The organism is Nocardioides daeguensis, from assembly GCF_019192965.1.
Lineage (GTDB): Bacteria > Actinomycetota > Actinomycetes > Propionibacteriales > Nocardioidaceae > Nocardioides > Nocardioides daeguensis.
The window spans coordinates 322,198-337,192 of sequence record NZ_JAHTKU010000004.1; the positions used below are offsets into that span (position 1 = coordinate 322,198).

A 14,995-nucleotide genomic window follows, 5' to 3' on the forward strand; every position below is an offset into this window, starting at 1 on the left:
GGTCCGCCGATGTTACCTACGGGTAGCATCGGGGCCATGAGCACCCACGTCAGCTGCACGATCACCGACGGCATCGCCCACGTCCGGCTGGACCGTCCCGACAAGCTCAACGCGCTGACGCTCGACATCCTCGACGACCTCGTCTCCACCGCGCACACCCTGCGCCGCGACAAGACGCTGCGCGCCGTCGTGGTCAGCGGCGAGGGCGACGCGTTCTGCGCGGGCCTCGACTTCGCCTCCGTGCTCCGCAACCCGGCGGGCGTCGCCAAGGCGTTCGTCCCGCGCCCGCTGCGCGGCACCAACACCTTCCAGGAGGCCCCGTGGGCCTTCCGCCGGATCCCCGTCCCCGTGATCGCCGCGGTCCACGGCCACTGCCTGGGCGGCGGCCTGCAGATCGCGCTCGCTGCCGACTTCCGGATCGCCACCCCCGACTCGCGCTGGTCGGTGCTCGAGGGCAAGTGGGGCCTGATCCCCGACATGTCGGGCATCCAGGCCCTCAAGGAGCTCGTCGGCATCGACCAGGCCAAGCTCCTCACGATGACCGCCGAGGTCTTCGACGGCTCCCGCGCCCACGATCTCGGGCTGGTCACGCGTCTGGACAACGACCCGCTGGCCGGCGCCCTGCGCCTGGCCGACGAGCTCGCTCAGAAGTCCCCTGACGCGATCGCCGCGGCCAAGCGGCTGTTCAACGACACCTGGACGTCCTCGCCCCGCCGTACCTTCGCCCGGGAGCGGATCGAGCAGGCCTACCTGCTCGCCGCGCGCAACACGAAGGCCGCCCGGGAGGCCGCGTTCACGAAGGCCGAGGCCGTCTACGGTCCGCGCGGCCGCTGACTCCCCTCGGCCGGTCGGCTCCCCTCCTGGTCCTTCCGGGCCTCCCGGTTCAGGCCCGAACAGCCGATGAGTCCCGACCCCCTCTCGGGTCATCCTGTCCGGGTACCGACCAGTCGGACCGAGCCGAGAGGAGGGCAGCCATGGACCGCTCCGAGCACCTCAGCCACGACCTGCCCTGTCTGGTCTGCGGGCACGCGGCGCACACCTTCCTGGCCTGCAGCGACACCTGTGACTGCGCGCCCACGGTGATGCCCGGGTCCGCGGCCTTCGCCGCCGCCTGACACGCTTCGCCCGTGGTCATCGAACGCGCGGACGTCCTGCTCGGGCTCGCCGCGGCGTACGCCGTCCTGAGCGTCGTCGCCCTCGTCCTGTACGGCGCCGACAAGCGTGCCGCCCAGCGCGGCGCGTGGCGCACCCGCGAGTCGACCCTCCACCTCGTCGCGCTGCTCGGCGGCTGGCCGGGCGCCCTCGCCGGGCGCCGCCTGTTCCGCCACAAGACCCGCAAGCAGCCGTTCGTCACGGTGCTGTGGCTGACCGTCGGCACCAACGTGGCCGGGGCCGCCGCCGTGCTGCTCGCCGCACCGCTCGACCTCGGCGGCCTCGCCGGCCTCGCCGGTTGACCGCTCAACGGGACCGCCGGACTTCCTGCAAGGTTCCTGCGCCCACGATGTCGTATCAGGGCGACCTGCTTCGTCGTCCTCGTAGAAGCAGGCGAGACCACGAAGGAGACACGGCCATGTGGAACACCATCCCGGACAGCCCGCACCAGCACCTCAGCCACGACCTGCCCTGCCCCGCGTGCGGGCACGCCGTGCACACCTTCCTCGCCTGCAGCGAAAGCTGCGACTGCGCGCCGACCGTGATGCCGGGCTCGCTGCCCCTGGCCGCCTGAGCCGCGAGGACGCGACCTCAGGCGCGCGCGACGCGGGCCACCTCGGCGAGCAACGCGTCGACATCGGCCCGGCGGTAGCCCTCGCGGAAGCGGGTGGCGGTGAAGACCGCGCGGGCGATGGTCGACCGGACCGGTCGGCCGGCGTCGAGTGCCTCGACCAGCCGGTCGAGCAGCTGGTCGACCTCGCCCATGTCGTAGCCGGGCACGAACCGGACCGGCGTGAACCGGGCATCGCGGATCGTGGCCGCCACGCCGCCTTGCGCCCGGTTCGGGTAGTAGCGGTTGCTCCCGTCGTCGCTCACGGGTACCTCAGGTCCACGGTCTGCTCGCTGATCTCCCACAGCCGCCGGGCGTTGTCCTCGTTGCGGGCGAGTCGGCTGCGGCCGACCGTGCGGGGCCTGCCGGAGAGCTGGCGGAAGCCGCCGGGGCCGACGAAGGTGTCGCCGGGCAGGTCGGCGGTGGCGGCCATGAGCGTCGGCCAGGCACCGGCCTCGGCGGTCTGGGACACCGCCTTCACACCGGCGTCGAGGATCGAGGCGATGCCACCCGAGGAGCGGCCGTACTGACCGTTGGCGGCCAGGTGGGTGCCGGCGAAGCCCGGGTGAGCGGCCAGGGCCCGCACCGGGAGGCCGGCCGCGCGGAGCCGCCGGTCGAGCTCGGCGGTGAAGTACAGGTTCGCGAGCTTGGTCTGCCCGTAGACGCGCCACGTGCTGTAGCGGCCGGTCTGCTCGCGCGGCGGACCGAGCGGCGCCTTGCCGGCGAAGTTGTGGAAGAGCGAGGACACCGTCACCACACGGCCCTGCGCGCTCTGCACGAGCTGCGGCAGCAGCAGGCCGGTCAGCAGGAAGGGCCCGAAGTGGTTGGTGGCCATCTGCAGCTCGAGGCCGTCGGCGGTGCGGGCGTACTTCGTGCCCATCACGCCGGCGTTGTTGACCAGGACGTCGATCGCGCCGACCTGCGCCACGGCGGCCGCGGCGGTGCGGACCGAGCCGAGGCTCGCCAGGTCGAGGTGGAGGGCCTCGAGCTGCGCGTCGGGCACCTGCGCCCGGATCGCGGCGACGGTCTCCTCGACCTTCGCCGGGTTGCGTCCGGCCAGGATCACCCGGGCGCCGTGGCGCGCCAGCTCCAGGCCCGTGTGGTGCCCGAGCCCGCCGAGCGTCGGGCCGGTGACGACGATCGTGCGGCCGGTCTGGTCGGGCAGGTCGGCGACGTTCCAGTCAGACATGTTTCCCTCCAACTCGGTGGTCGAGGCGCGAGCTCGCGAGCCTCGCAGGGAGCCTCGGAACCTACGGCGTGGTGGCGAGGCTGGCGACGATCCGCTCGCCCAGCTCCTGGTCGCCCGAGATGGTGATCGCCCCCGGGGCGGCGGTACGACGCCCGCCGGCGAGCACGATGAAGCTCTCCCGGTCCATGGCGACCCTCACCGTCGCCGCGTCCGGTACGTCGGCGAGCCGCTGCGCGCGCCCGTCCTCGCCCACCCGTACGGCGATCGGCGCGCTGCCCTCGACGGCGAGGATGGCCGTCGTACCCGCGGGCGGGGAGACCCGCTTGCCGACGATGAACCCGAACGCCTCGACGAGGTAGTCGGCGGTGTGCTGCGCGCCGCGGCTGTCGAGGCCGCCGGGGCGACCCACGGCCCGGCGGATGTCCTGCTCGTGCATCCACACGTCGAGCGGCCGGTTGCGCAGCAGGGTGCGGGTGTTCCAGCCGATCAGGCCGAAGATCCCGTCGGCCGGTGCGGCCGCGTCCTCGGGCGGCGCGGCGTCCAGCGCCGCACGGCGGCTCGCGGTCGTGGTCCGGATCTCCTCGATGATCGCGGCGGGGTCGCAATCGCGCCGGGTGACCACGCCGATCTCGGTGAACTGCCCCATCGGACCGGTGACGTGCGCCGGCTCACCGATGTCGGCGCTCTCCTCGGGGCCGCCGGCGAGGATCGACTCCAGGTGGGCGGTGTGGGAGGCGACGGCCTTCACGTCCCAGCCGGCGAGGTCGGTCGGCGTGCTCCAGTCGTCGGGGTCGAGCTCCTCGAGCAGGGCGACGAAGTCACCCACCGCGCTCCACCAGTTCTCGACGTAGCCGGCCAGCAGCTCGCGGTCGCTCATGCACCCGACCCTACCGATCGGGGCCTCAGTACGGCGCGGGAACGCGCGCAGGCACGCCCGTGCGGGTGAGGTACTTCTTCACCGTCGGTACGCCGCCCGGGAAGCTCAGCCGGGCGGCGTACATCGCCCGACGCCCGTACTTCTCTCCGCCGTTCCACGCCCAGTAGTCGGCGCCCTTCGGCTTGGACGAGTGCAGCCGCACCCAGCCGTGGAAGTAGAGGGTCGTGCGGCCGCGGTGCTGGAGGATGTCGCCGCCGGCGGGTCCGCAGAGCCCCTGGGTGACGGTGCTGTCGAGCAGCACGGTGGACACGGCGAGGGACCAGTCGGTCAGTGAGGCGGACTGGCGCCAGGTCTGCGCGTAGGAGCAGCGCGCGAAGTCGCCCTCGGAGGCGAACAGGTAGTACTGGCCGTCGTGGCGGGTCAGCACCGGGTTCTCGATGACGCCCTCCGAGCGCACCAGCTCCACGCTCGGGTTGGCCGGGTCCTGCCCGGGGCGGACCTTCCGGCCGTCCCTGCTCAGCGGCAGCAGCCGGATCGACGAGGGGCGACCGTCGGTCTTGTAGAGCAGGTAGTTCTGCTTGCCCTCGCGGTACAGCGACGGGTCGATGATGCCGCGGCTCGGCAGGTCCGGCGTCACGACGGGGTCCCGTGCGGGCGGCACCAGGGCCCGTGAGGGGCACACCAGCGGTCGGCGCCCGACCGGCCGGAACGCGTCGAGGGGCCTCTTCGCCACCGCGACGCCGATGCAGCGCCCGAAGTCGCCGAGCCCGGCGACCGGCACGGCGTAGTAGAGCACCCACCGGCGCCCGACCTTGGCGAGGTCGGCGGCCCAGATCCCGCCGTCGGCGATCGCCCACCGCGGCCGGTGCGTGAGCACCGGCTGCTGGTAGCGCCACGGGCGACCGGGGTCCTTGTAGGCCCGGTTGACCTGCGGCCCGGTCGCCACCACGACCATCCGCTTGCCGACCATCGCGACGCTCGGGTCGCCGACGTTGCCGTTGAAGAACGGCTCGGGATACCGCTTCGCCGGGTCGTCGTCGGCACGCGCCGGCGTACCGCACAGCGTCAGGACCAGCGCGGCGAGGACGGCGAGGCAGCAGGCGAGACGGGGAGCAGACCGGGGCACCCGCAGACCATAGGCGACGACGCGCCCCCGGCGTACGACGACGGCCGCCCCGGTTGCCCGGAGCGGCCGTCGTACAGACTGCGTCAGCCAGAGGTCAGAACGCGGCCTCGTCGAGCTCCATCAGGTCCAGGCCGGTGGCCTGGGCGATCTTGAGCTCGGCCGAGAGGCGCGGCAGGTTGAGCTGGGCGAACCACTGGGCGGCGGCGACCTTGCCCTCGTAGTAGGCCTGGTCGTTGCCGGCGCCGCCGTCGAGCTTGGCGAGCGCGACCTCGGCGCCGCGGAGCAGCAGCCAGGCGCAGACCACGTCACCGAGCGCCATCAGCAGGCGCGTGGTGTTGAGGCCGACCTTGTAGATGTTCTTGATCTCGCCCTGGGCGGACATGAGGTCGTTGATCATCAGGCTGACCATGGCCTCGGCGTCGGCGAGCGCGGTCGCGAGGAGCTCACGCTCGTTCTTGAGGCGACCGTTGCCGGCCTCCGACTCGATGAACGACTTGATCTCGCCGGCGATGTGGCCCAGCGCCTTGCCCTGGTCCTTGACGATCTTGCGGAAGAAGAAGTCCTGGCCCTGGATCGCCGTGGTGCCCTCGTAGAGGGTGTCGATCTTGGCGTCGCGGACGTACTGCTCGATCGGGTACTCCTGCAGGAAGCCCGACCCACCGAAGGTCTGCAGCGACTCGGTGCCGAGCAGGACCCACGAGCGCTCCGAGCCGTAGCCCTTGACGATGGGGAGCAGCAGGTCGTTGACGGCCTCGGCGAGCTCGTTGCGCTCACCGGCGGCCTTGGCGAGCTGGACCTTGTCCTGCCAGGTGGCGGTGAACACGACCAGCGAGCGCATCGCCTCGGCGAACGACTTCTGGGTCATCAGCGAGCGGCGCACGTCGGGGTGGTGGGTGATGGTCACCCGCGGCGCGGCCTTGTCGGCGGACTGGGTGAGGTCGGCGCCCTGCACGCGCTCCTTGGCGAACTCCAGCGCGTTGAGGTAGCCGCTCGACAGGGTCGCGATGGCCTTGGTGCCGACCATCATCCGGGCGTTCTCGATGACGTCGAACATCTGGCGGATGCCGTCGTGGACCTCGCCGAGCAGCCAGCCCTTCGCGGGCTCGCCGCCACCGACCTGCGGGTCGCCGAAGGTGACCTCGCAGGTGTTGGACACCTTGATGCCCATCTTGTGCTCGACGTTGGTGACGTAGACGCCGTTGCGCTCGCCGGTCAGCTCGCCGCTCTGGTGGTCGAAGTGGTACTTCGGCACGAGGAACAGGCTCAGGCCCTTGGTGCCCGGACCGCCCACGCCCTCGACGCCCTTCGGGCGGGCGAGGACCAGGTGCATGATGTTCTCCTGCAGGTCCGACTCGGCGCTGGTGATGAAGCGCTTGACGCCGGAGATGTTCCAGGAGCCGTCCTCGTTGGGCGTGGCGAAGGTCTTGCCGGCGCCGACGTCGGAACCCGCGTCGGGCTCGGTGAGCACCATGGTGGCGCCCCAGAGGCGCTCGACCATGATCTCGGCGATGCGGATGTCGCGGGCGACGCCGTTGGCGTTCTTGAAGACGACCGAGCCCATGGACGGGCCGGTGGCGTACATCCAGATCGGGGCCTGGGCGCCGAGAACCATCTCGCCGGTGGTCCACACCAGCGACGGCGGCGCGGTGGTGCCGCCGATCTCCTCGGGCAGGCCGAGGCCCCAGAAGCCCGACTCCATCCAGGTGTCGTACGACTTCTTGAACGACGCGGGGATGGGCGCGGTGTTCGTCTTGGGGTCGAACACCGGCGGGTTCCGGTCGGAGTCGACGAACGACGCCGCCAGGTCCTCGCGTGCGATGCGCTCGACCTCGGAGAGGATCTCGCGCGCGGTGTCGGCGTCCATCTCCTCGTAGAGGCCGGTGCCGAGGTAGTCCTGCACGTTGAAGAGCTCGAAGAGGTTGAACTCGATGTCGCGCAGGTTGCTCTTGTAGTGGCTCACAGTTCCCACCGTTTCCAGGTCCAGGGATTCATGGAGTGGCTTTGCCGTGTCCGTCATGAGCACGGCTACTCACCAGTAACTTCATGATACGGGGGGTGCTAGCAGCGGGCAAGCACGGGGGTGGCGGGATGGCTCACACCGCCGCGGTCCCCTGCCCGGGTCCCGCCCGGCCCCGGTGGCGGCGTACCCGGCGGCGAGGTACCCGGTGGCCGCGAACCACGCCTAGGTCGACTGAATCGATCGAGCAATCTGACAGACTGGCCCCATGCGCGTCTCCGCCAAGTCCGACTACGCACTGCGGGCCCTGATCGCCATGGCGAGCAGGTCCGACGGTCGGGCCGTGAGCGCCGAGGAGCTCGGACGCCTCCAGGACATCCCCCACGGCTTCCTCCAGGCGATCCTCGCCGACCTGCGCCGCGCGGGCATCGTGATGTCCCAGCGCGGCCAGTCCGGCGGCTGGCGGATGGCCCGCGAGGCCACCACCGTCTCCGTCGCCGACGTCATCCGCGCCGTCGACGGCCCGCTCGTCTCCGTCTACGGACTGCGCCCCGAGGCGGTCAACTACAACGAGGCCGCCGAGGTGCTCCAGCACGTCTGGATCGCCGCCCGCCGCGCCCTGCGCGAGGTGTTCGAGGACGTCTCGATCCAACAGCTCGCCGACGGCCAGCTCCCCGAGGCCGTCACCAGCCGCACCGCGGACGACGACGCCTGGGCGCCGCACTGATCGGCATCCACCGCCTGGTCCCCCTTTTCGTTCGATCGAACGGATAGGCGGACTTCTGCGCCGCAATCTCCCCCGAATCGTTCGATCGAACGAACAGGGGGAGCTCAGGCCGCGCTGTCCAGGCGCCGCTTGAGCTTGCGCCGCTTGCGGTCCAGCTCCTCGAGCCGGATCTCGAGCGAGGCGTTGCGGCGGGCGAGCCGCTCGACCTCACGCAGCGCCTCGGGGAGGGTCTGCAGGGTCGCAGAGGCGCCGGGAAGGTCGTCGAGACCGAGGGACGCCGTACCGAAGCCGACGACCTTCCCGCATGCCTTCCAGACCTGGGCGGGCCCGAGGCCGTCGGTCTCGATGACGTGCAGGCGCTCGGGCTTGCGGCAGGCGGCCTGCCACTGGGCGATCGCGGGCGCCACGTCGTCGAGGCCGGTGGTCAGGACGACGTGGACCTGGTAGCCGGCGAGGGCGTCGACGAGGAGCGCGACCTGGTCCGCCGTGGCCGCCGCGAGGAGCGACTGGCTGAAGACGATGTCGCTCTTGGTCTTGTGGGCCCGGCGGACCAGTCGCGTCCACTGCCCCTCGACGTCCGCACGCTTGAGGCCCCAGTCCTTGTGGGAGCGGGTGATCTCGACGGCCGCGCGGAAGCTCTCCGCGGTCGAGTGCGCGAGCGAGGCGACGCCGAGCTCGACGAGCGCCGCGCGGTGGTGGACGAGGGCCGACTCGACGACGTCGCCGGCACCCGGCACGCCCACGTGGATCCAGGCCTTCTGCTTCTTCGCCATGCGGGCACCGTGACAGCCTCCGATGAGCGCTTTGTGAACGGACGACGACGAGAAGCGGGCATACCGGCGGTCGTTGGGGAGGCCGCGAGGGACGAGCGAACCGTCACCACCGGTTGTTGAGGAGGTTCGCGAGGGACGAGCGAACCGTCTCGAACCATAGAACACGTTCTAGATCCGTCCTACCATGACCGCATGATCACCTCCGACGCGATCGTCTGGAACGCCCCCAACGACCCGCACCCGGCCCGCGCCGCGTCCCAGCGGTCCTACTCCGCGGTCGCGAAGGGCGACCTGGCCGAGTGGCTCACGGTGTACGCCGAGGACGCGGTGCTCGAGGACCCCGTCGGCCCCTCGATGTTCGACCCCGAGGGCACCGGCCACCACGGGCACGCCGGCATCTCGGCGTTCTGGGAGAAGGCGATCGCGCCGATCGCGACCTTCGAGTTCCAGATCAACGACTCGTTCGCCAACCCGGGCAGCAACACCTGCGCCAACATCGGGCGGATCAAGACCTCCTTCGCCGACGGGTCACACACCACGACCGACCTGATCATGGTGTACGTCGTCGACGACGACGGCCGCGTCACGTCGATGAAGGCGTTCTGGGAGCCGGAGCGCACGATGGCGAGCTTCACCTCCGCCTGACCCTGCGCCAGCGGAAAATGGGTGGCGGGGGTTCGTAGTCTGGATCGACGTGAGCCCCCTGACCGAGCAACAGATCCGCGCCTCCTTCGTGAACTGCTCGAAGGGCGAGGCGAAGCGACTGCCGGTCCCGCGCGGCCTGTCCGACCAGCCGTGGGAGCACCTCGACTTCCTCGGCTGGCGCGACCCGCAGTCGCGGGTCCGGGGGTACGTCGTGGCGGAGGTCGACGGGGCGCCACAGGGCATCGTGCTCCGGGCGACCGACGGCAGCGCCGGCGTACCGCGCAAGAACCTGTGCACGCTGTGCCTGACGCCCCACGGCTCGGGCGGGGTGGTGCTGATGGTGGCGCCGCGGTCCGGCAAGGCCGGACAGAACGGCGACTCCGTCGGCACCTACATGTGTGCCGACCTGCAGTGCTCGCTCTACGTCCGCGGGAAGCTGGTCAGCGACCAGGGCCGGATGCCGGAGTCGCTGACCCTCGAGCAGCAGGTCACGCGGCTGACCGACAACCTGGCCGCCTTCCTGCGGCGCGTGCGCGGCTGACCGGGCCGGACCTCACTCGGCGATCGCGTCGGCGACCCAGGTGACGAGCGGGCGCAGCCGGCGCCAGTCCTCGCGCACGCGGTCGAGCAGCTCAGCGGTGTGCACGAACGGCTCGAAGCCGTAGGAGCGCATGCCGAGCACGGTCTTCATCTTGAGCAGCTCGATGCGCGGGTGCTCCTTGTCGTAGCCGCGGGGCACGGTCTTGAGCCGCTCCCCCGCCACCTCGAAGCCACCGCGCTCGAGGTCGCGCAGGATCCGCTGCAGCACCTTGCCGGTCTTCTCCTCGGCCATCGCCTCGCGCAGCCGGGCCAGGTACACCCCGGACGCCTCGTAGATCCCTCCGCCGACGCGGACGCCGGGCGCCGCGACCTCGACGTACCAGCCCGTGGCGGGGCCGACGCCGACGAACGCGCCCTGGTGGGTCTTGTACGGCGTCTTGTCCTTCGCGAACCGGACGTCGCGGTAGGGCCGGAACACCTTGGCCGCCCCGAACTCCTGGCCGAGCGCGTCGGTCAGCGCGACCATCGGCGCCTTCACGTGCTCGGTGTAGACGTCCTTGTGGGCCTCCCAGAAGGACTTGGTGTTGTCGACCTCGAGGTCGTCGTAGAAGTCGAGGGCGGCCACGGGGAAACCAGCGAAGCTCACGCGGTGAGGGTACGCGCCGCGATGCAGGGATCCGCCGCGACCGTCTGCCGCAGGGCTGGCCGCCGTGTCGTCGTGCTACCCCAGCTCCGCTTCAAGATCCTTGAACGGGTAGTCCTTGGGGCGGAGGTACTCGCCACCGGGCACGGGACGCGCCGGATCCGCCGAGTTGACGTAGTTGTTGAGGCTACGCGGCGCCTGACGGTAGATCAGGTCGACCCACCTCGCGTACTTCGACGCCATGGCGGCGTCGTCCCAGAAGATGATGTCCTGCTCGTCGGAGTGCCATCCGAGACGGGTCCAGTTCTCGCTGCTCGACAGCACCACGCTTCCGTCCGGGCGGCCATTCACATTGCCCTGGACAGCCAGGCCCTTCATGTGGACGTAGCGATCCTTGAACCTGTTGGCGGTGGCTCCGACGATGTAGACCATCTGCTTCGCCCGCATTCCCCGGAGAATGGCGCGAATCTTGCTCTGCATCATCATGAAGACGACTTCGACGTCACAACCCGCGCGGTCGAGCTCGCGCACCTTTCGCGCGATCCGCGCGCCGCGCTCCTCGCCCCAGACAGCATTCGCGATGCGGATCTTCGTACGTCCGCTCGACGTGTTCGTCGCGCCCGTGCACTGCACCTTGTTGAGGACGGCCAGCGCTGGATCCACCTCACCCTTGTGCGGCGAAGACGGACGTGACGCCGCCGGTCGAGAAGCGGGCTGCGGGGAAGTCCCGGTCCTTGACAGCCTCGTTCCAGATGGCCGTCCAGCCGTCCCAGAGCGCCTTGTTCTCGGTCACCGTCGTCCAGTCGTTGAACTGCTGAACAGCAGCGGCGCCGGTGAAGTTCCCCGACCCTTGGGAGACCACCCAGCTCGTGGCTCCCGAACGGCTGACCAGCATGAACTTGAAGTGCATGGCGCCGCCCCCGCCTCGGCACGTGGACCGGCAGGTGCGAATCCAGCTGCGCATCGACGAGGGCCGGTCCGCGTTCCCTGCTGCCAGAGCGGACCGCAGGATCCGGTAGGAGCCACCTGCCCCTTGGGTCCGGGCCAGGCCGCGCGACATGACGATCTGCACCGACACCCCTCGCCGGTGCGCGTTGACGAACACCTTCTCCAGCCTCGGTGAGTCGAAGTTCCAGGTCGCGAGCCGGATCGTCTCCCCCGCCGGCACGTTCCGGACGGTGTTGATGATCTTGCGCTGGATCCTCGCCCGGTTCTTCTTGCGGAAGGGATGGTTGAAGACGATTCCTGGCGCCACCACGTATCCGGGGTCGGCAACCGCCCTCGCCGCGACTCGGCGCCCGTCGGCGTCCGCAGCCGAACTCGCACGAGCCGACCCGGCCGGGATCACCGACAACACTGCAGCCACCACGACCATGGCCATCGCGGTGGCCACCGCGAAGCGCTGCCCAGCCCTCACCTGTCCGCCGTCAACGCACACTTCCGAACTCCCGTTCCGCTGCCCCGTCCCCGCGCGAAACGCAGTCGGACGAACAGACATCCAGCGAGGCCCGCGCTCGGCCCCCTCGAGTGGCGATCAGCTCGAGTGGCCCCGGCGCAGGCTCCGCGCCACCATTCACGTCGGGCTCCGTGCCCCACACCAGAGCGAGACGGATCGAGTGCCGCGTTCCTTACGAGGCTCGACGGCCCGGGCCCCGCGGGCCACGCGACAGGCTCCTGCGGCGCCGAGGCGAGGGGCGAGGCAAGGGGCGAGGCCGACCGGCGGTGGCTCCACGTGCACCATGGACCCCAACGCCCCCCGAAGGAGGAACGACATGGCCAAGAAGCGCTGGAAGGACCTCAGCCCGCGTACCCGCAGGATCATCCTGGTCGGCAGTGCCGTCGACGGCGCACTCAAGGCGGCGGCACTCGCCGACCTCAGGGGCCGCGACGAGAGCGAGGTCAACGGCTCGAGACGGACGTGGGCGCTCGCGCTGACCTTCGTGAACTCCGCCGGCGTCCTGCCGGTGGTGTACCTCCTCCGCGGCCGACGCCCGAGCTGACGCCGGACGGGCGCCCATTCCCGCGCGGCGACACGCTCGCGCCAGTGAGAGTGGAGCGGACGACGAGGTTCGAACTCGCGACATTCAGCTTGGGAAGCTGACGCTCTACCAACTGAGCTACGTCCGCAGACCCCGGCGAACCGGGGCGAAGAGGATGCTACCCGATGGGTTGGAAGGTGCTGCGCTTCGGCTCCACCCCGTCGCCCGACGAGCGGCCGGTGACCCGGCGCTGGACCCACGGCGCGAGGTGGGTGCGGGCCCAGGCGAGATTGGCGGCGCGCCGCTCGCGGGCGCTCAGGAGGGGCGCCGGGACCGGCGGGATCGGCTGCAGGTCGTGGGCGACGCCGAGGGCGTCGAGGGCGGCGATGGCGACCGCCTGGTGACCGACGTCGTTGAGGTGGAGGCGGTCCTCGTCCATCACCTCCGCGACCTTCCACCCCCGCATCCGCCACATGTCGACCAAGGTCGCGCCGTGCTTCTCGGCGATCTCGCGGGCCCACTCGTTGAAGATCGCGGTCCGGCCGCGGATCAGCTTCATCACGGCGCTGTCGCCGGTGTCGGCGATGGTGAACATCATGACGTGGGCACCGCTGGCGGTGAGCCGGCCGATCGCCTCGTCGTACGACGCCGCGAGGGCGTCGAGGTCGACCTTGGGCCGCAGCACGTCGTTGCCGCCGCCGTGGATGCTGACCAGGTCGGGGCCGAGCGCGATCGCGGCGTCGACCTGCTCCTCGATGATCGCGGGAAGCTTGCGGCCCCGGATCGCGAGGTTGGCGTAGCCGAACTCGGCGCCCTCGGCGGCGGCCGCCGCGGCCAGCGCCTCCGCAGTGCGGTCGGCCCATCCCCGCAGACCGTTGGGACGCGCCGGGTCGGGGTCACCGACCCCTTCGGTGAACGAGTCGCCCAGAGCGACGTACGTGCGGAAGGTCATCTGAGCATTCTGCGCCCGTGACCGCCGCCACTCGCCGGCAGGTGGGTCGACAGGCGGGGCCGGTAGGGTGCGGGGCGTGCTGCTCAGCGACCGCGACATCACCGCCGAGATCGACGCCGGACGGATCGCCCTCGAACCCTACGAGCCCGCCATGCTGCAGCCGTCGTCCATCGACGTGCGCCTGGACCGGTTCTTCCGGGTCTTCGACAACCACAAGTACCCGTCGATCGACCCGGCCGCCGACCAGTCCGACCTCACCCGGGTGGTGGAGCCGGAGGGCGAGGAGCCGTTCATCCTGCACCCGGGCGAGTTCGTGCTCGGCTCGACGTACGAGGTCGTCACCCTGCCCGACGACATCGCCGCACGCGTCGAGGGCAAGTCGTCCCTGGGCCGGCTCGGGCTGCTCACCCACGCGACCGCCGGCTTCGTGGACCCCGGGTTCTCCGGCCACGTCACGCTCGAGCTCGCCAACGTGGCGACGCTGCCGATCAAGCTCTACCCCGGCATGAAGATCGGCCAGTTCTGCTTCTTCCGGCTCTCCTCGCCGAGCGAGCACCCGTACGGCTCGGAGAAGTACGGCTCGCGCTACCAGGGCCAGCGCGGCCCGACGCCGTCGCGCTCGTTCCAGAACTTCCACCGCACGCAGATCTGACACGGACGCACTTCATGCGCTGGTCAGGCGTTGCAACCCCTGACAAGCGCATGAATCCCCGGACATCCGGGGATCCATGCAGGTTAGGTTAGCCTGACCTGCATGACCGTCGACCAGAACGAGTACGTCGCCACGCTGCCGATGCTCCTCACCGAGCTCGAGGTCGTGCGCGCCGAGCGGGTCTCGCCGTCCTTCGTGCGGGTCGAGCTCGGCGGCGACGCGCTGGCCGAGCTCGGTCCGGACGGGCCGGCGTACGACCAGCGGATCAAGCTGATCTTCCCCAACACGGCGGGCGAGCTGCCGTCCTTCGCCGACGCCGACGCGTCGTGGTGGACCACCTGGATGAAGATCCCGGAGGACCAGCGGGGCTCGCTGCGGACCTACACGATCCGCGACCGGCTCGGCGAGGGCGTCGACACCCGACTGGTCGTCGACATCGTCGTGCACGAGGGTGACGAGCACAGCGACAACCCGCTCGACGGCGCCGGCAACCGCTGGGCACTCCAGGCCGCGCCCGGGCAGCGGCTGGTGACCCTGGCGCCGCGCAAGGGCCACGAGTTCGGGGGCATCGAGTGGTCCCCCGGTACGGCGACCCGGCTGTTGCTCGTCGGCGACGAGACCGCCGTCCCGGCGATCCGGGGCGTGCTGCGCGACCTGCCGGACGACGCGACCGGGGCGGCGTACGTCGAGGTGCCGGTCGACGCCGACGTGCAGGAGATCGTCTCCCCGGCCGGCGTCCGGGTCACGTGGCTGCCGCGCAACGGCAGCCCGCGCGGCGAGCGGCTGCACGCGGCGGTCCTCGACCACCTGACCGGCACCGCGCCCACCGAGTCGGTGGTCGTGACCGACGACGAGATCGACCCCGACCTGTGGGAGACGCCGGTGCACTCCTCCTCCGGCGAGGAGGTGGCCGCGGCGACCGCGGTCCCGACCGGGGACGCGCCCTACGCCGGGCTGTACGCGTGGATCGCGGGTGAGTCAAAGGTGGTGACCGGTCTGCGGCGCAAGCTGGTCAACGACCTCGGGCTCGACCGTCGCCAGGTCGCCTTCATGGGCTACTGGCGCGAGGGCGTGTCGATGCGGAGCTGAGGCGGCGGCTCGTCCCCCCGATCGTGGGGGGGGGAGGGGGGGGGGGGGTGGGGGGCCCCAAAAACGCCCCCCCCAGCGGAGGGA

At 71.0% G+C, this 14,995-nt stretch carries 20 protein-coding genes and 1 tRNA gene; 10 read left to right on the forward strand and 11 right to left on the reverse strand.

All coding sequences use genetic code 11. From position 1 onward, the window contains the following. Window positions 1-36 precede the first annotated feature (36 nt). The 4 genes from KU893_RS04480 to KU893_RS04495 all read left to right on the forward strand — a co-directional run bounded on the left by KU893_RS04480 (window position 37) and on the right by KU893_RS04495 (window position 1,726). Entirely contained in the window at window positions 37-834 is a 798-nt protein-coding gene (locus KU893_RS04480; RefSeq protein WP_218233103.1) for a crotonase/enoyl-CoA hydratase family protein, read from the forward strand. Window positions 835-974: 140 nt separating this feature from the next. Further along, window positions 975-1,115 (forward strand): hypothetical protein, encoded by a 141-nt coding sequence (locus KU893_RS04485; RefSeq protein ID WP_218233104.1) that lies wholly within the window; start codon window positions 975-977, stop codon window positions 1,113-1,115. Window positions 1,116-1,127: 12 nt separating this feature from the next. Next, window positions 1,128-1,454 (forward strand): DUF1294 domain-containing protein, encoded by a 327-nt coding sequence (locus tag KU893_RS04490; protein ID WP_218233105.1) that lies wholly within the window; start codon window positions 1,128-1,130, stop codon window positions 1,452-1,454. 116 nt (window positions 1,455-1,570) lie between these two features. Further along, window positions 1,571-1,726: a hypothetical protein gene (locus KU893_RS04495; RefSeq protein WP_218233106.1), complete on the forward strand. Its 156-nt coding sequence runs from the start codon at window positions 1,571-1,573 to the stop codon at window positions 1,724-1,726. 17 nt (window positions 1,727-1,743) lie between these two features. On the opposite strand, the gene KU893_RS04500 is transcribed toward KU893_RS04495, so the two are convergent. The 5 genes from KU893_RS04500 to KU893_RS04520 all read right to left on the reverse strand — a co-directional run bounded on the left by KU893_RS04500 (window position 1,744) and on the right by KU893_RS04520 (window position 6,914). After that, on the reverse strand, window positions 1,744-2,028 hold the full coding sequence (locus KU893_RS04500) for a DivIVA domain-containing protein (RefSeq protein ID WP_257440861.1): 285 nt from the start codon (window positions 2,026-2,028) through the stop codon (window positions 1,744-1,746). Further along, on the reverse strand, window positions 2,025-2,951 hold the full coding sequence (locus tag KU893_RS04505) for an oxidoreductase (RefSeq protein WP_218233107.1): 927 nt from the start codon (window positions 2,949-2,951) through the stop codon (window positions 2,025-2,027). Before KU893_RS04505 ends, KU893_RS04500 begins: the two co-directional genes overlap by 4 nt. Before the next feature lie 61 nt (window positions 2,952-3,012). Continuing rightward, window positions 3,013-3,828: a maleylpyruvate isomerase family mycothiol-dependent enzyme gene (locus KU893_RS04510; RefSeq protein WP_218233108.1), complete on the reverse strand. Its 816-nt coding sequence runs from the start codon at window positions 3,826-3,828 to the stop codon at window positions 3,013-3,015. Window positions 3,829-3,853: 25 nt separating this feature from the next. Continuing rightward, the gene (locus tag KU893_RS04515) at window positions 3,854-4,954 is read right to left on the reverse strand and encodes a family 43 glycosylhydrolase (protein ID WP_218233109.1); all 1,101 of its coding nucleotides are present in this window, start codon (window positions 4,952-4,954) and stop codon (window positions 3,854-3,856) included. A 94-nt stretch (window positions 4,955-5,048) separates the two neighbouring features. Next, window positions 5,049-6,914, reverse strand: a complete 1,866-nt coding sequence (locus KU893_RS04520) for an acyl-CoA dehydrogenase (protein WP_218233110.1) — start codon at window positions 6,912-6,914, stop codon at window positions 5,049-5,051. Window positions 6,915-7,179: 265 nt separating this feature from the next. Between KU893_RS04520 and KU893_RS04525 the strand changes: the two genes are divergently transcribed. Then, window positions 7,180-7,638, forward strand: a complete 459-nt coding sequence (locus KU893_RS04525) for an RrF2 family transcriptional regulator (RefSeq protein ID WP_218233111.1) — start codon at window positions 7,180-7,182, stop codon at window positions 7,636-7,638. Window positions 7,639-7,742: 104 nt separating this feature from the next. Here KU893_RS04525 and KU893_RS04530 read toward each other — a convergent pair whose 3' ends face one another. Beyond that, a complete protein-coding gene (locus KU893_RS04530; protein WP_218233112.1) occupies window positions 7,743-8,411 on the reverse strand; it encodes a hypothetical protein in 669 nt (222 codons plus the stop codon). A 192-nt stretch (window positions 8,412-8,603) separates the two neighbouring features. On the opposite strand from KU893_RS04530, the gene KU893_RS04535 reads away from it, so the two are divergent. Together KU893_RS04535 and KU893_RS04540 are read left to right on the forward strand one after the other, a co-directional pair. Further along, a complete protein-coding gene (locus KU893_RS04535) occupies window positions 8,604-9,056 on the forward strand; it encodes a nuclear transport factor 2 family protein (RefSeq protein ID WP_218233113.1) in 453 nt (150 codons plus the stop codon). A 49-nt stretch (window positions 9,057-9,105) separates the two neighbouring features. Beyond that, window positions 9,106-9,597, forward strand: a complete 492-nt coding sequence (locus KU893_RS04540) for an FBP domain-containing protein (RefSeq protein WP_218233114.1) — start codon at window positions 9,106-9,108, stop codon at window positions 9,595-9,597. A gap of 12 nt (window positions 9,598-9,609) precedes the next feature. On the opposite strand, the gene KU893_RS04545 is transcribed toward KU893_RS04540, so the two are convergent. From KU893_RS04545 to KU893_RS04555, 3 genes are all read right to left on the reverse strand, one after another. Continuing rightward, window positions 9,610-10,242, reverse strand: coding sequence for a DUF2461 domain-containing protein (locus KU893_RS04545; RefSeq protein WP_218233115.1), 633 nt, complete (start codon window positions 10,240-10,242; stop codon window positions 9,610-9,612). A 75-nt stretch (window positions 10,243-10,317) separates the two neighbouring features. Then, complete coding sequence (locus KU893_RS04550; RefSeq protein WP_218233116.1) at window positions 10,318-10,902, reverse strand: phospholipase D-like domain-containing protein; 585 nt, start codon at window positions 10,900-10,902, stop codon at window positions 10,318-10,320. Window position 10,903: 1 nt separating this feature from the next. After that, window positions 10,904-11,632: a phospholipase D-like domain-containing protein gene (locus KU893_RS04555; RefSeq protein ID WP_218233117.1), complete on the reverse strand. Its 729-nt coding sequence runs from the start codon at window positions 11,630-11,632 to the stop codon at window positions 10,904-10,906. 379 nt (window positions 11,633-12,011) lie between these two features. Between KU893_RS04555 and KU893_RS04560 the strand changes: the two genes are divergently transcribed. Beyond that, entirely contained in the window at window positions 12,012-12,239 is a 228-nt protein-coding gene (locus KU893_RS04560) for a DUF5652 family protein (protein WP_218233118.1), read from the forward strand. Window positions 12,240-12,290: 51 nt separating this feature from the next. On the opposite strand, the gene KU893_RS04565 is transcribed toward KU893_RS04560, so the two are convergent. Beyond that, window positions 12,291-12,366, reverse strand: a tRNA-Gly gene (locus KU893_RS04565). Window positions 12,367-12,396: 30 nt separating this feature from the next. Then, window positions 12,397-13,170, reverse strand: coding sequence for an SGNH/GDSL hydrolase family protein (locus tag KU893_RS04570; RefSeq protein WP_218233119.1), 774 nt, complete (start codon window positions 13,168-13,170; stop codon window positions 12,397-12,399). Window positions 13,171-13,246: 76 nt separating this feature from the next. Here KU893_RS04570 and dcd point away from each other — a divergent pair, with 76 nt between their 5' ends. Continuing rightward, window positions 13,247-13,822, forward strand: coding sequence for a dCTP deaminase (gene dcd, locus KU893_RS04575; protein ID WP_218233120.1), 576 nt, complete (start codon window positions 13,247-13,249; stop codon window positions 13,820-13,822). Between the two features lie 102 nt (window positions 13,823-13,924). Next, window positions 13,925-14,911 carry a siderophore-interacting protein gene (locus KU893_RS04580; protein WP_246591762.1) on the forward strand — a complete coding sequence of 329 codons (987 nt, stop codon included), beginning with the start codon at window positions 13,925-13,927 and terminating at the stop codon, window positions 14,909-14,911. The last annotated feature ends 84 nt before the right edge of the window (window positions 14,912-14,995 follow it).